This window comes from Acinetobacter sp. ANC 4910 (assembly GCF_004331035.1).
GTDB lineage: Bacteria > Pseudomonadota > Gammaproteobacteria > Pseudomonadales > Moraxellaceae > Acinetobacter.
Window position 1 is genome coordinate 1 of the sequence record NZ_SJNT01000013.1, and the last position, 14,984, is coordinate 14,984.

General features: G+C 38.4%; 19 protein-coding genes and 1 tRNA gene. 3 read left to right on the forward strand and 17 right to left on the reverse strand.

The annotated features are described in order from the left end of the window. A partial coding sequence (locus tag E0H82_RS13220; RefSeq protein ID WP_131265225.1) for a TetR family transcriptional regulator occupies window positions 1–378 on the forward strand: 378 nt, incomplete at its 5' end. 148 nt (window positions 379–526) lie between these two features. Here the strand turns inward: E0H82_RS13220 and E0H82_RS13225 are convergent. From E0H82_RS13225 to E0H82_RS13250, 6 genes are all read right to left on the reverse strand, one after another. Then, entirely contained in the window at window positions 527–958 is a 432-nt protein-coding gene (locus E0H82_RS13225; RefSeq protein WP_131265226.1) for a hypothetical protein, read from the reverse strand. 162 nt (window positions 959–1,120) lie between these two features. Next, entirely contained in the window at window positions 1,121–1,885 is a 765-nt protein-coding gene (locus tag E0H82_RS13230; RefSeq protein WP_131265227.1) for an alpha/beta fold hydrolase, read from the reverse strand. A gap of 142 nt (window positions 1,886–2,027) precedes the next feature. Beyond that, window positions 2,028–2,906 (reverse strand): MBL fold metallo-hydrolase, encoded by an 879-nt coding sequence (locus tag E0H82_RS13235; RefSeq protein ID WP_131265313.1) that lies wholly within the window; start codon window positions 2,904–2,906, stop codon window positions 2,028–2,030. Next, complete coding sequence (locus tag E0H82_RS13240) at window positions 2,903–3,328, reverse strand: YeeE/YedE family protein (protein ID WP_131265228.1); 426 nt, start codon at window positions 3,326–3,328, stop codon at window positions 2,903–2,905. The genes E0H82_RS13235 and E0H82_RS13240 overlap by 4 nt, the downstream gene beginning before the upstream one ends. Window positions 3,329–3,330: 2 nt before the next feature. After that, window positions 3,331–3,744, reverse strand: coding sequence for a YeeE/YedE family protein (locus E0H82_RS13245; RefSeq protein WP_131265229.1), 414 nt, complete (start codon window positions 3,742–3,744; stop codon window positions 3,331–3,333). Between the two features lie 275 nt (window positions 3,745–4,019). Next, complete coding sequence (locus E0H82_RS13250) at window positions 4,020–4,919, reverse strand: LysR family transcriptional regulator (protein ID WP_131265230.1); 900 nt, start codon at window positions 4,917–4,919, stop codon at window positions 4,020–4,022. 123 nt (window positions 4,920–5,042) lie between these two features. On the opposite strand from E0H82_RS13250, the gene E0H82_RS13255 reads away from it, so the two are divergent. Together E0H82_RS13255 and E0H82_RS13260 are read left to right on the forward strand one after the other, a co-directional pair. Further along, window positions 5,043–5,453, forward strand: a complete 411-nt coding sequence (locus E0H82_RS13255; protein ID WP_416224503.1) for a CidA/LrgA family protein — start codon at window positions 5,043–5,045, stop codon at window positions 5,451–5,453. Then, window positions 5,450–6,145 carry an LrgB family protein gene (locus E0H82_RS13260; protein WP_131265232.1) on the forward strand — a complete coding sequence of 232 codons (696 nt, stop codon included), beginning with the start codon at window positions 5,450–5,452 and terminating at the stop codon, window positions 6,143–6,145. Before E0H82_RS13255 ends, E0H82_RS13260 begins: the two co-directional genes overlap by 4 nt. 17 nt (window positions 6,146–6,162) lie before the next feature. Here E0H82_RS13260 and E0H82_RS13265 read toward each other — a convergent pair whose 3' ends face one another. The 11 genes from E0H82_RS13265 to E0H82_RS13315 form a co-directional block, all read right to left on the reverse strand. Beyond that, window positions 6,163–6,921: an adenosylcobinamide-GDP ribazoletransferase gene (locus tag E0H82_RS13265; protein ID WP_131265233.1), complete on the reverse strand. Its 759-nt coding sequence runs from the start codon at window positions 6,919–6,921 to the stop codon at window positions 6,163–6,165. Further along, window positions 6,918–7,523, reverse strand: a complete 606-nt coding sequence (locus tag E0H82_RS13270; protein WP_131265234.1) for a histidine phosphatase family protein — start codon at window positions 7,521–7,523, stop codon at window positions 6,918–6,920. Before E0H82_RS13270 ends, E0H82_RS13265 begins: the two co-directional genes overlap by 4 nt. A 10-nt stretch (window positions 7,524–7,533) precedes the next feature. Next, window positions 7,534–8,586: a nicotinate-nucleotide--dimethylbenzimidazole phosphoribosyltransferase gene (cobT, locus tag E0H82_RS13275; protein ID WP_131265235.1), complete on the reverse strand. Its 1,053-nt coding sequence runs from the start codon at window positions 8,584–8,586 to the stop codon at window positions 7,534–7,536. Next, window positions 8,583–9,104 carry a bifunctional adenosylcobinamide kinase/adenosylcobinamide-phosphate guanylyltransferase gene (gene cobU / locus E0H82_RS13280; protein ID WP_131265236.1) on the reverse strand — a complete coding sequence of 174 codons (522 nt, stop codon included), beginning with the start codon at window positions 9,102–9,104 and terminating at the stop codon, window positions 8,583–8,585. The genes cobT and cobU overlap by 4 nt, the downstream gene beginning before the upstream one ends. Continuing rightward, window positions 9,086–9,730 carry a 2'-5' RNA ligase family protein gene (locus E0H82_RS13285; RefSeq protein WP_228258666.1) on the reverse strand — a complete coding sequence of 215 codons (645 nt, stop codon included), beginning with the start codon at window positions 9,728–9,730 and terminating at the stop codon, window positions 9,086–9,088. Before E0H82_RS13285 ends, cobU begins: the two co-directional genes overlap by 19 nt. 106 nt (window positions 9,731–9,836) lie before the next feature. After that, window positions 9,837–11,978: a bifunctional mannitol-1-phosphate dehydrogenase/phosphatase gene (mtlD, locus tag E0H82_RS13290; protein WP_131265237.1), complete on the reverse strand. Its 2,142-nt coding sequence runs from the start codon at window positions 11,976–11,978 to the stop codon at window positions 9,837–9,839. Window positions 11,979–12,249: 271 nt separating this feature from the next. After that, on the reverse strand, window positions 12,250–12,486 hold the full coding sequence (locus E0H82_RS13295) for a hypothetical protein (protein ID WP_131265238.1): 237 nt from the start codon (window positions 12,484–12,486) through the stop codon (window positions 12,250–12,252). Between the two features lie 611 nt (window positions 12,487–13,097). After that, window positions 13,098–13,174: transfer RNA gene (locus tag E0H82_RS13300), tRNA-Met, on the reverse strand. 180 nt (window positions 13,175–13,354) lie between these two features. Next, entirely contained in the window at window positions 13,355–13,564 is a 210-nt protein-coding gene (locus E0H82_RS13305) for a cold-shock protein (RefSeq protein ID WP_016167826.1), read from the reverse strand. Between the two features lie 170 nt (window positions 13,565–13,734). Continuing rightward, entirely contained in the window at window positions 13,735–13,956 is a 222-nt protein-coding gene (locus E0H82_RS13310; protein ID WP_131265239.1) for a transposase, read from the reverse strand. 239 nt (window positions 13,957–14,195) lie between these two features. After that, window positions 14,196–14,930 carry a hypothetical protein gene (locus E0H82_RS13315; RefSeq protein WP_131265240.1) on the reverse strand — a complete coding sequence of 245 codons (735 nt, stop codon included), beginning with the start codon at window positions 14,928–14,930 and terminating at the stop codon, window positions 14,196–14,198. Between the last annotated feature and the right edge of the window lie 54 nt (window positions 14,931–14,984).

Genomic DNA, 14,984 nt, shown 5'->3' on the forward strand with positions numbered 1-14,984 from the left:
TTAACTTTTCAAACAGATGGTCTTAAACATGAAGTTATTTCAATTATCTACGTTAATAAAGAACTATCGCTGGTTGAACAGCTTCGTAAAATTTTCTTTTTACATGCCAATGTAGAAGGGCTTTACAATTTGCCGTTTAAAGCGATTTTTGAAATATCGAAATTATATCCAAAGGCGTATCAGCTTGTAATTGACTACCGAAACTGGCTGATGAATGAAATCTATAATTTGCTTTTAACGACTAATTCGAATGCTTTAAAACAAGATGCACACATGTTTTTGTTTGTGATAGACGGGGCAATGGTTCAGCTTTTAGACCCGAACAAACCAGATGAGCGGGAGAGGTTACTTGAGTATTTTTTAATGGGGTTGGGGTGATAAATGCTGTTTTATTTAATACGAAAGTCAAGTAGCTGTCTTAATATTCTGTTATTTGGTGCTCGTGGTATTAAGGCCGAGAGTAAGTGAAATAAAAAAGCCCCTAAGAAGGGCTTTTTAAGATTGAGCTATGTGACTGAATAAAAAATTATTCTCGATCTAAATAGATTTTACCTAAATCAATTTTTTTATAATGCTCAAAATTAGCTTTTTCTTCTGGAACTTGCTCATTAAACTTTTCTGAGTAATCTATTGTTTTATTTTGATAATTTTTAAAACTTATAAAAATTTCTGAAGGGAAATTAGTGTATTGCTTTACATCAGGTCTTATAAAGTAATACGTTGCTGTAACAGCAGAAATAGTAAAGCTACCATCCGACTTCAAATTAATTTTGGCATTATCACTATCAGTTCGGCCATTAAAACCCATATATCCAGCCTGATTACTCAATGGTTTATGAGTTTTACTGTCATAAATATAACCAATTACTTCAGGAGTAAAATATAAGGTATTTTTAGTACAAGCTGGGAGGGCTAGTACAGATAAAACCATACAGATAAAAGAAATATAATTTTTCATTGTTTAAAAATTCCTGAAATAAATAACAATCCCATAGTATTTAACATAATATACATTATACGAAATGCAGCATATAAAAGCATAAGACCATGATTAATAAAGACTTATGCTGTCTTAACTACTTACTGTTCTACAGCGATATAGCTGTAGAACATCATCTTATTATTTTAAAAAGCCAGAGATCTCTAATAAAACTTCATCTGTTTTTTCGGCATGTAGCCAATGTCCCGCATTCAAAACCTCTTTTATTTCAGCAACAGGAAACTGTTTCCGAATAGCATCAAAATGCTCTGGTTTATGAATATACGGAGACAGCCCACCACGTAAAAATAACACAGGCTTTGTATAAGGCTTTATCTCTTGCCAAGACAATATCTCAGTGTAATGTGCAAAAATAGCATTTAAATTAAAGCGCCATTTACCTTGCGTGAATGATTTCAATAAAAATTGAATCACCATATCTTCTTGAATAAATTTTCTCATTATTTCAGTAGCTTGCAATCTAGATGGTGGTGCAGTTTCCTGTACAGCAAATAATGCTTTAAAAATTTGTTCGTGATGATTTTCTTGATAAGCAAATGGTGCAATATCCAATACGATTAGACCTACCACACGATTTTCAGCCTTCTCCGCCACTTTCATGCTTATTTTTCCGCCCATGGAGTGCCCAATGAGGGAAAAATTTTGAATCTGTAGATGATCCAAAGTCTCTAACACATCCTGTGCCATCAAATCATAGTTCATCTGTTCACTATGCTCAGATAAGCCATGATTACGGACATCTATTTGTATTACAGCCCTTTTTTCATTCAATGTCCGAGCCAACATGCCAAGGTTACTCAAACTGCCAAATAACCCGTGAATGAGTACAACAGGTTCGAATTCGCTTGAGTTTATTGATTGCTGTATTTGATGATTAAGGATCATAGGGCTTCTATCAGGTATTTTTATATATAGTGGCTTTTTAGTTTTTAAGAATCAATAAATTTGCTTAGGCTATTTATAAAAATACCAAAAATCAGAGATAATAGTGATGTATTATCCTGATTTTTTTGCATTTATTTCATATTTATACATTGGTTTTGAAAAAATTAAATGGAATTTTCAAATAACGAATCCCGTTTTCCTCAGGTTCAGGGAATTTTCCTGCCTGCATATTGATTTGTATAGCAGGTAAAATCAGTTTAGGCATTGCCAATGTAGCATCGCGTTGATTTCGCATCTGAACAAAAGCTTCTTTTTTAATACTTTCATTGATATGAATATTATGCTTTTTTTGTTCAGCAATACTGGTTTCATAAACAAAGTGATCACGACCTTCAGGTAAATAGTCATGGCACAGGAACACGCGCATATTATTATCTAAAGCAAACAGCTTTTGAACTGAATCAAATAATGTCGCTGCGCTACCTTTAGGAAAGTCACAACGTGCTGTACCGTAATCATGCATAAATAACGTGTCACCGACGAATACAGCATTACCAATCACGTAACTTAGGCAAGCTGGCGTATGTCCTGGTGTTGGAATGTTATAAGCGTCTATTTCACCAATTTTGAAATGTTCGCCATCTTTAAATAAATAATCAAATGAGCGTGTCGCATTAAAATATTTGGGTGAAAGGTTATAAATTGCGCTAAAGGTTTCCTGCACAATTGCAATCTTCTCACTAATGGCAACCACTCCCCCCACCTTCTGTTTTAAATATTGGGAAGCTGTTAGGTGGTCAGCATGGACGTGTGTTTCCAAAATCCAAATGACGCTTAGGCTATTTTGCTGAATATATGAAATTATTTCATCCGCCAAAGTTGTCTTTGTCGTTGCAGATGCAGCATCATAATTCAGCACACTATCGATAATGGCAGATTGGCGACTCTTCGGGTCTGTAACCACATAGCTAAAAGTATTGGTTTCTTTATCAAAAAAAGCCTTAACGATTGGTTTTATCAACACGATTTCGCTCCCATCGTTTTATTAAATATAATCATACCTATTGCCATAGCAGTAATAAAATATAGCGTTTGATAGTGACCTAAACCAATCAAGGTAAGACTTGGTGCGGGACAAATACCTGCTAAGCCCCAACCGATACCAAAAATTGCGCTCCCTAGAATTAATCTTGAATCAATCTGTGTATTCTTAGGCATTGTAATCGGTTCTTTAAAAACCGTTTTTGGGGCTTGTTGTTTAGAGAGTATCTGAAAAGGAATAAACGCCACCGCAATTGCACCCATCATCACAAATGCCAGACTAGCATCCCAAGTTCCAAAAACGTCTAGAAAATTTAGGACTTTTTCTGGATTAGACATTCCTGAGAACATTAAACCAATGGCAAATAGACCACCAAAAATAAAGGCAAATATATTTTTCATGTTTATGCTCCCAAAATATGACGCATTACAAATACAGTCACGGCGCCAGCAAGCATAAAGGTTGCTGTTGCTATGAGTGATCGTTTTGATAAACGACTAATCCCACAAATTCCATGACCACTGGTACATCCAGAACCTAGTCGCGTACCAAAACCCACCAATAAACCCGCTAAAATCATAATGAACGGTGAGCTCTCAATTTGAATCTGTGGTTGCGTAAATGCTCCATAAGCAAATGGCACGATAATTAAGCCTAATAAGAACCAAAGTGCAGGTGTACTCAACAAGGTTTTGGGACTAAGGACTTGTGAAATCAGGCCACTAATTCCTGCAATACGACCATTGACCCACAAATAACCAACGGCGGATACACCAAGCAGTGTTCCACCGATAAAAGCGGTTAGATAGTCATGCATTTTCTGCGTTCCACTTATAATAATATATATATTTATAATATGTTTATTTGTAAATTATTCAAGAGCAATTTTGTATGAATTTTACGCAAACTCACCTTTAGAATTCGTTTAAGAGTTTATTCTAAAACTGCAGCTTCAAGCTCATCGGCATTTATTTAAATAAGCACGGATATAATATGATAATAAATAATCTTTGACGTACTTTACCTAGAATCATCTTAGCCAACAAACATACAGATTCTAGATTGGGACATAATTGATATAGTTTTCTTTAACTAAAAATGAATACTTTCCAAATTATCTTCAATAACATTCAGCCAAGCCCGAGTCGCTGGAGTCATAGTGACTGTGCTATTCCAAGCCATCTTTAAGTTCCAGTTGATATTCGGCTCTGTCAGTAAAGCAATATGAAATTCATCGTTATTTAGTCGCTCACAATAGGCTTGAGGAAGTAAGGCAATGCCGACATTCGATTCAACCAACTTGGCAATAAAATCCCATTGACTACTCCGACATGCCACTTTCGGTTCAAAACCCACCGACTGCGCCGCCTGAATAATGACGTTGTTTAGAGTAAATGTATTGGCGTACAGTAAAAAAGATTCCTCCTTGAGTTCAATCAATTTAATTTCTGATTTTTTGCGCCAATGTGAGTTTTTCTTTGCCAATAGGCAAATCGGAGAATTAATAATTTCAAAGCCACTCAGTAAAGGTTTTAGCTCTCCCATCACCACCCCAGCATCGACCTCTTTACGAAAAATCGCCTCCTCAATGCCTGTCGCCCCGACTTCCAGAAAGTTCAGCTCAATATGCGGATATTGACTATGAAACTTTGCAATTACGGTACTTAGCATCATAGCTGCCAAAGGCGGTAGACCAATCGTCAGCTTACCTTTCTTTAAGCCTCTGACTTGAGTCACCATATCAAAAATACGTTGTTGTTCATTCAGAATAATTAAAGCGTGTTCGTACACCTGCTGCCCCACATAGGTCAGGGCAACCCCGCGTTTTCGTCCTGCTTCCCCTTTATGCAACAGTACGACTCCGAGTTGCTCTTCTAGACCGCGCATTGCCTTACTAATAGTCGGTTGAGTTAAATTGAGCTGTTCCGCTGCTAATGTAAAACTTTGAACCTCCACCAAGGTAACAAAGATTTGCAGACTTTTAATATCCACAAAATATTCCATATTTGCATAATTATTTATTTATTATTCATAATTCATACGACAGGTCAATTTTAAAATACCTTCATGTTGTTTAAACCTGTTTGTATCATGTCCTCTCCCTCGACCTCAAAAATGACTTATCCTCTCAAAGTCATCACTCAACTTTTATTTTTAATTGGACTCTGGTGGATCAGTAATTGCATTCAAAAGTTCTTTCATCTTCCGCTCTCCGCTGGCGTGATCGGACTCATTCTGCTTCTATTCGCGCTAATGTCAGGAGTAATAAAATTAGTCTGGATTAAATCAGGCGCAGATTTCATTCTTGCCGAATTGGTGTTGATGTTTATTCCCTGTGTCGTGGGCTTAGTCAAATATAAACAACTCTTTCTCACACAAGGCTGGCAACTCATTCTTGCGGTTGTAGTTGGTACCATCTGCGTTATGGTCATGACCGCATACAGTGTTCATTTCGGCTTTAAGTTAGAACATAAACTTCAGCAAAAGCAGCATCGTCGTCCATCTAAGGTAGAAGCACACTCATGAACTTCACGGCGCTAATTTGTTTCATTGCAACCATTATTGGATATATTTTGGCGAAAAAACTCTATCGTCGTTATCCCTATATGTTGCTATCCCCTGCCATGCTGGTTCCTTTTGTGCTGATTTTAATCTTGTTGGGTTTCCATATCTCCTATGATACCTATATGACCGATAACCACTGGATTGTTTGGATGCTTGGACCTGCAACCATCGCCTTTGCCATCCCTATCTATGAATATCGTCAACTGATTCGTGAACATCTGTTTTCAATTGCTCTGGGAATTGTGATTGGAATGAGTGCTGGTGTAATCAGTGCCTTTTATTTGGCCAAACTTTTTCATTTTGATAGCCAAACCACCTACAGCCTAATGTCACGCTCTATTTCTACCCCCTTTGCCATGGAACTGACCGCACATATTGGTGGATCAGTCGAACTGGTAATTTTATTTACCATGATTACAGGGATTGCAGGCGTACTTTTGGGAGACACGGTACTACTGCTGTTAAAACTGAACTCTGCTTTTGCACAAGGCGCTTCGTTAGGCAATGCAGCACATGGCTTTGGTACCAGTAAAGCCTTTATGCGTCATCATGAAGAAGGTGTGATTGCTTCCCTAACTATGGTTTTGGCAGGTGTATTTATGGTGATCCTCGGACCTAGCTTAATTCATCTGGTATTACGCTGCTTAGGCTAATTAGTTGGTTAAAAAACTTAAAACAAGGTCGTCATTGGTAAATAATTCATGCCGATCACAAACACCAATAAGCAAACCGTTTCACTTAACTCAATACTCGCACCAATGGTATCTCCTGTAATGCCGCCTAGACGTTGCAGGAACTTAGCACGCAAATAAAAGAATGTTAGTACCCATGCCAGTCCTGTAAGTAAGCCTATACCGTAAAAATACAAGACTAGACTCAAACCAAGTGCAATCACGCCATATACACGGCGCTTAGGCAAATGTGCTGCAATACTCGAACCTAATCCATTGGAACGGACATACGGTGTGCTTACAAATAGCGCTAGAGGAATGATTCGCGCAAGCAACGGAAACAGGAATAAAGCCAGTGCTGCTTTCTGCTCTAGCAATACATACAAGGCAGCCCATTTTAATACACAGACAATAATTAAACTTAAAACCCCAATTGGTCCACAACTCGGGTCCTTCATGATCTTAAGAGTACGCTCCTTGTCTCCAAAGCCACCAACCCATGCATCTGCCGTATCCGCCAAACCATCGAGATGTAAGCCTCCTGTCAGCCAAATCCAAAGCACCAGAATTAAACTTGAGAGTAGAACTGTAGGCAATCCAGACAACAACAGCGCCACGACATATAAGATTAGCCCTATAATTAGACCCACTAAAGGATAAAATAAAATCGAGTTTGCATTCTGCTCAGCCGTCGGCATTTCTTTAAGTTGAATTCGTAACGTAGTCAAGAATTGTAAAGCAATCAGAAATGGAGTCATGTTAACTCTCTTAAAGCCAGCGTCTGTGTAGCCGCGTCCCAATGAAAAGAATTGAGTTGCCCCAATTCAGCCGACATTTTCAACACATCATCCAAGGGTTGCTGTAACACTATACATTTTAACAGTTTAATTACGCCGCCATGCGTGACCACCAATGCAGATTGCCAACTGTTGAGCTGCATCTGCTGCTGTATGTTCGCCATCGCTGTACTGACTCGAAGATGAAACTGATGCATAGTTTCCGCATTAGGAAGTGTAGTCTGCGTTGGTTTTTGCCAAAAGTCTGCCAAAGTTTCAGGAAATTGCTCATATAGCTGTTGTATCGACTGTCCTTCCCAATCGCCAAAATGCATTTCTTGCAAGTTTTTATCTAAAATAAGCGGTATATCCCGCTCTTTTACAAAGTGTTCTGCAAACATACGGCAACGCTGCAAGGGTGAAGAAAACACGATATCCCATTGCTGAGGCAGAGTTTGAGATTGATCTATACTGCTCAGCATTTGTTGCCAACCTTTAGCTGTCAGAACATCATCCAGTGAACCGCGCAGCGTATGACTCAGTTCACTTTCGCCATGTCGTAGTAGATCAATCTTTAAGTGCATAGCAGATTTCCTAAATTTTCTCACCAATCACGGCGGCTTCTGCAAATGTCGCCATTTGATTATGTAAGTGACAGGCCAATTTAATAATCCCAAGTGCTGCACCTGCACCACTGGCTTCACCTAAGCGTAAATTTAACTTTAAAATTGGCTCTGCGTTTAACTCTTGCAATAAGCGTTGATGTCCATACTCGGCAGACTGATGTCCAAACAGCATCCATTCACGAACCGCAGGGTTCAGTTGGACTGCAACCAGTGCAGCAGCCGTACTGATAAAGCCATCAACAACCATTGGTAGACCTAATTGTGCACAATGAATATATGCACCGACCATCGCGGCAATTTCTAAACCACCGACGGCGCATAAGGCTTTGAAAGCATCTTGCTGAACATCATCACGGTGCAATGCCACAGCGCGATCGATCACTTGTTTTTTATGTGCCAACTGCTCTGCACGAATGCCTGTTCCAACCCCTGTAAGTTGTTCTGCGGCTTCATTGAGTAACATACAAGCCAGAGCGGAAGCCGAACAGGTATTGCCTATGCCCATTTCACCCGCAACATAGATAGAGGCTTTTTCCTTTACGGCACGTTCGACACTTTGCTTCCCCAAATTCATGGCTGCAATACTTTGTTCTTCTGTCATTGCAGGCTGTTTGGCAAAATTGGCTGTGCCTGGAGCAATACAATGGGTTTCTACGTGTGGATATTGATAAGTATCTCCCACCGTACCACAGTCAATGACTTGTAAAGTTGCCGCATATTCCTTAGCAATCACACTAATACAGGCACCACCCGTGGTGAAATTAAGTAACATTTGACGGGTCACTGCTTGAGGATAAGCGGAAATATTCTCTTCCATCACCCCATGATCGCCAGCAAAAATACTAATCCACGGCGCTTGAATATCGGGTTGATCTTTATTCTGCAAACTTGCCAATAAAATTGCGATACGTTCTAACTCAGACAAAGAACCTGTAGGCTTGGTGAGTTGTAATTGGCGCGCTTCTGCACGTTGTTTCGCTGCATCATTCGGTTGTTGACACGCCTCTAACCACCAACTCATGATTTGTCTCCTTTTAATTGCATTGATAATCCCGCCACACAGAACAGCACCTTATCGGCAAGTTGAGCCAGTTGTTGATGCAATCTCCCCGATTCATCCACAAACTTACGGCTTAGCTCTCCCATAGGCACAACGCCTAAACCCGTTTCATTACTCACAAGAATAATGGTGGAAGATAAAGTCGGTAAAACTTCTAGTAATTTTTGCATCTGATGTGCCAATAAGGTTTGATCATCTGCCAATAAGAGATTGGTCATCCATAAGGTCAGACAATCCACCAAAATCAGTTGTTCTGGCGCATCTATACGCTGCAAACAATCGGCCAAATACAGCGGCTCTTCGCTGAGTTGCCAATGTGGTGGACGTTGTGATTGATGATGTTGAATCCGTTGCTGCATTTCAGCATCTAAAGCCTGAGCGGTTGCCACATAATGAACCTTAAGCCCCGAATCTTGTGCAATCCGTTCAGCCAAACGACTTTTACCTGAACGAGCACCCCCTAATATGAGTTGCAACATACTTCACCTAATGAAATGCTCTGTAAAGCATATAAAGGACCTTGTAAAACTTGAGCCTGATAATAACCAAACTTGATCTGGCTAACGTCAATTTCAAACTGCTCAGCAGGAAATGCAGCCATTTTGTCTAAAATACTTTGACTGGGATACGCAGCGTTATATAAACCCACGGTAATATGTGGGCAATAGCTTAATGCCGCAATTTCATCACTAAACTGGGCACATTGCGCTCTGATGTGCTCCAAAGCCAAGTCAGTATCGATAACCTCAAGATATAAGGCACTACTAAAACTGTTTAGAGCACCTATTTTAAGTTTAAATTTTTGAGGTAGATGTGATTTTAAGTGCTGATATTGCTGTTGGAGCTGTAATTGAGTGAAGTCATCATTAAGAATGGCTTTATCTTCGGTTAAAAAACCACAAATAAACAGTGTGATATGAAACTGACGTGTATTGGGAAGTAATAAATATTCAGAGAAATAATCTTGAACTTGATTAAGATACAAAATCAAGTCTGGATTTTGAATTTCGATATACCACAAAGCATATTGCTCCCGACCATGATGCCATTCGGGATAATCACGGCGGCTTGTCAGAACAACATGACTGATGTGATCTAAAGACACGTTTAATATCACTTTAAACTGCAAAGTGATATTAAAGCACGTTCTTTACCTGACTCATGCAAGGCAAAGTTTATAAATATTCAACTTGTGCTGAAAATGATTCAAATTATGCACAATTGACAGCCGTTGTATTCAAATAACTTAAAATTTGTTTGGGGTGAAACTGGTCTGGATACTGAAGCACATTCACCAAACCACATTTTAAATGCATGAATAAGGCTTGTTGCTGAGGAACAGTCAATAATAGCTGATCTACTTCACACTGCATCGCAGTCAAAACCTCATCTAAAGGCATTTGATGATGCAAAATGGCATAGGCATAACCCAATATTGCACCTGCAACCAAGTAATCATAGGCTTGTCCATTTACAATGAGCTGCTGTACAGAAGATAGGACTCGTTCGCCTGACTCCAGCTTGCGTAAGGGATCACGTGCTACCCGCGAACAAGGGTCTTTAAAGGCAAATTTACAAGAATCTATGAAACTCTGTGTTAAACGGTTCAAATCTGCTTCCCGATGTGGCAGTTGAAGTGATAAACCTAGCTTAACTTGTGCTAAAACCTGTTGGCTAAACTGCTGCACACGCACATCGCCCATAGCAATCCCAATCGTTTCATGCCCCAATAAGCAGGCATACCACGCCAACAAGGCATGTGTCCCGTTCCATAAGCGATTTTTGATCAGCTGAATTTCGGAAATATCATCCACAACAATCATTTGTCGCATTTTACTGAGCAAAGGACTTTGATTTTCCACATAAATTGGCATATCCAATTCAGCATGAAACAAGATTAAATCCATACTTTGTAAAATATGACCTGGTTGGAAATTACGGCGTAAATCGTCGATATACAAAGAAGCCTGATATGTCTGGGAGGAATCCAACTGAATACTTTCATCCAAATCAACATTTTCAGTCTCATTTTCTTCCTGAAACTGTTTAAAAATATTGTATTTAATTTTCAGTTGACGATATAGATTTTTCTGACTGAGCTTAGACACCATACGGTTAACCACCGTATCGCAAAAATAATGTTGTTGTAGAATCTGCTCGGTAATGGCCACACTGGTTAATTCATTCAAAGCCTTTCGTAAATAATCAAGAAAGAGCTGTTTCGCATTCACCTTATTCAGAATGATCAACATAGTCAGTGGTTCATTGGGCATGACGGCCTGAGATGTATGTCGAGCATATAATCCTTTCGCAATTATTTTTACTTCATGTGCTAAAGCATTTTCAGGTAAACACACTGCAATCAAACTAGATTCTACATACATCTCAGTCATTTCTGCTTCAGCATCGGCATCAATAACGGTCATATTTTGAATTGGCTCATCATAAGAAATTTGCCCATAACGAATACAATAACCAGCAAAGGCATTCACCGCTTCGCGGAACAGATGATTCCGTGTTGAAGCAAGTATGCGTTTTGGACGTGTATAACCATCCCAGTGTGAAAGAACTTGTGCTAAATAACCGCCACCAATCGCACCAAAACCATGAATACCTACAGTGAGCTGATTTAAAGTTTGAGGAAAAGATTCTTGTAATTGGGGTAAATCTTGTTTTGCAATATAACCATCTAAATCTTTCAGATAGTCATACATGTTTTCGTAATAGTAATTGGCTTTGCCACGCATATTGGCATTTGCTGGCTTAATATCTTTGAATAAAACGGTAATACCTTTAGCATCAAATGCCGATGTCACACCATTTTCCGAATCTTCAAACATTAAGCATTGATCAGAGTCTAAATTGAGCTTTTCTGCAGCGGTCAGAAAAATTTCTGGATGGGGTTTGCCCTTTTCAACTTCATCACCACACACCACCACATCAAAGAATTTATAGACATTGGCATTAATCAAATATTCTTCTGCAATGGCACGGCGACTAGAAGTTGCTACCGCCATACGCAAACCTGACTTTCTTAAACGCTCTAGAACCTGAACAAGCCCCTTTTTAATTGGAACGCCATAGCTACGTACAGACTCTAATTCCAATTCATCTGCACGTTTACGAATTGCTGCATAAGGAATATCTGCTCCATAGGTTTCCTGTGCCAATACATGTGCTGTTTTAGCACTTAAGCCTAAACATGCCATTAAGTACGCATTGGAAAAAGACTGACCGATAAGTTCTTGAGATGCCTGTTTCAATGTTTGAAACCGAAGACGCTCAGTACCAAACATTGTTCCATCCATATCAAAAATAGCACCCAAAACAACATGTTCATGAAATTTCAGCATTTATGTTCCTCAAATTATTGTTATGTACAGCCATTAGCCTAATCAAATAAATAACAGTTGAGCAAAAATGACACGATATGAAATAATTTTGATCAAAAAACACCCATAAAAACCTAAATTATTCGAATTCATGTTTTATTTGTTTAACAATCTGTAAGTTCATGTAACAAAAAATCTACTTTGGCTTTTTTACTAAGCCTTATTAAAAACAATAAAAAAACCTACCCAAAATATTGAGTAGGTTAAATAATTAAAATTACAGCATCTAAAATTAATTTTTCATTAGAAAAGTTAACTCATAATCGTCGTGGGTAATCTTAACCCGAATTCCGCGATAGCTGCGCTTATCGGGATCTAATGCTGAATTAATTACTTCATCTGCGAACTTTTGATCGGCCATAAATTTTGCGTATAGTTTATATCCAACACGAATTTTCTTAATTTTTTTGTCTTTTGCTTCGTACTTATCTATGGTCTGGTCTAAAAACTCTAAGTTCAAGTCACTCACGTATTTATCCTCTATTGTTCTACTCTATGCCTTATTTACTTGTACCCGAATTAAGTTCAAATAACCAGTAAATAAAAAGTCCAGCTCAAAATAGCTTGTAGCGTATAAAGCATTTATAAGGAGAAATTAAAAACACCCTCAACCCTGGAAGATGAATCAACAATATTGATAGGATTAGTCTTATCGTCTTCATCAGTGTCGCGGAGCAAACAACGAAGTTTATTTGGGATCTCAACCAAATGCTTAAATAAGGCATCAAAAACTGATGACTGTTTGCGTACACTTGAATCCGTTAAAACTTTATTCTTGAAAACAATTTGTTATTGATTAAATTAATCTACAGGATCATTCACAACATAGGATCGAGCAATAATTGTTCACAAAAGAAAGTTGATAGAAGATAAAAACGATAAGAAGCTGTTCAGTCTTCCGTATAGCAAGACATAACCATCAAATAAGCCAATATAACAATCAACAATCAACAATCAACAATGCTTTCACAGCTATAAAGCTACATCCAGTGTGTGGATTACTCGCCCCAAACCAATCAATCACGCATAAAAAAACCCAATCTAAGAAGATTGGGCTATAAACTTTGAATCTTTTCTCGTTGGTAGCGGGAGCTGGATTTGAACCAACGACCTTCGGGTTATGAGCCCGACGAGCTACCAGACTGCTCCATCCCGCATCAACGAGTTGACTTTATACGCTCTACTGGAAGATAAAGCAAACTTTATTTTGAATTATTTGTTTATTGTCTAGAAAATAAACATATTTGTATTAAAATGGTCAAACCACATACTTTTCACTAGGCAAGAAAAAAGCCCGCCTAAAGCGAGCTTTTATACTTTAAGCAATGGATTAAAGCTTAGATTGCTGTAATACCACTAGCTTGAGCACCTTTTTTCCCTGCAGTAACAGTGAATTGTACTCGTTGGCCTTCTTGTAAAGTTTTGAAACCATTTGTTTGGATTTCACTGAAATGAGCGAATACATCTTCACCATTGTCAGCAGCAATAAAGCCAAAACCTTTAGTTTCATTGAACCACTTTACAGTACCAGTAGTTAAATTAGACATAATATATTTCCTATACGATTGAGCAGATAATAGAAAATAATTTATTAAACATAAACTTTTAATAAAATGCAGGATGAAAATCAACAACACAATAAAATCAGTAAACACAATAAAATTATTGTTCTAGCGCGCACAACTATACACGCTTTATTTACTAAATAATAGAATATTTAACTATTTAATTTGTAAAGTTTGTGCAGTGCAGTATAAAACGATTTACCATCAACATTGAGGGGGTATTTTTCACCAGACTCAAATTCAATCTGTTTACCCACTTCGACCCAGCTCACACCAAATAAATTATTTTGTTTTCGCTTCAGAGGGATAATTTTCACACGTATTTCATCGCCATTTGTGGCTCTTGCTGTGGTCCAGCCATTTAAAAAAATCAACTTAATTACTCATATATTGAGCCTTTGCAAACAAAAAGTATTTCATAAATAAGACCATTCGGGAGTTTGGAGATTATTCTATAAAGAGGCATTTTGCCTAGAACTTATAATATTTACATCAGCAAAGCATGTAAAATGGATATCAGGACGTATCCAACTTTGGACGTGCATACTACGCGATCTAGGCTTGGTAAGCAAACTACACAAAAAAGCCCATTCTCAGATGGGCTTATACAAACTTATACCTTCGTTCCTTTACATACAATATCTGCTATTTTTCCAGCAGGCTCATTAAAAATGTAAATCAGGTTAGGATCTGTGACACAGACCGAAGCCTGAAATAAATCTCGAACGAATAGCCAAATATTGAATTCTTTTGCTTCATTTAAATTTGATCTATTTGCATTCATTTCCGCATACTGCTGAGCTGCCTGAGTAAAGATTGCACTCCAGTTTTCCCCAAATTTCTCCAAATCTGCTGTAGAGGTACCTCTTAAATCAATAATCTGATCTATCTGAGAAGAGTTAGGATTGTATACCGCAATAAAAGGACCCGTTGAATACACCAACTTAGGGTTGAGCTTAACCAATTCACTTTCCGCAAGATTGTAGTCATATACTCTTAAAATCAAATCGCAATCACGGGTATTTTGCGACAAATTTGTTGTTACTGGCACTTTAGTTACAACCTGATGCTCAATAGCTACGCCTTCACCCGCCTCAACATCCTCGGCAGTTTCTAATTGCACAAAGCCCTCACACAGTGCTTTGTTAAATTTTTCGGCATTCACACCTTTATTAAAAAAGATCACGGCGGAAGGTCTTGTGCTATGGGCAACAGGCGTTAAATCGGCCAATGATGTCGTGAATTGTCGAGTCATCACATCTGAGTCATGAATAGGTATCATGGCAACTGGTGGTGGAGGCGCTGTTACAGGTGCAACAGAACACCCCCATAAAGGTAGGAGACTCATGCATAACATTGTTACAATCCGACATTTACCCATCTTATTTCATCCCTGTTCGCT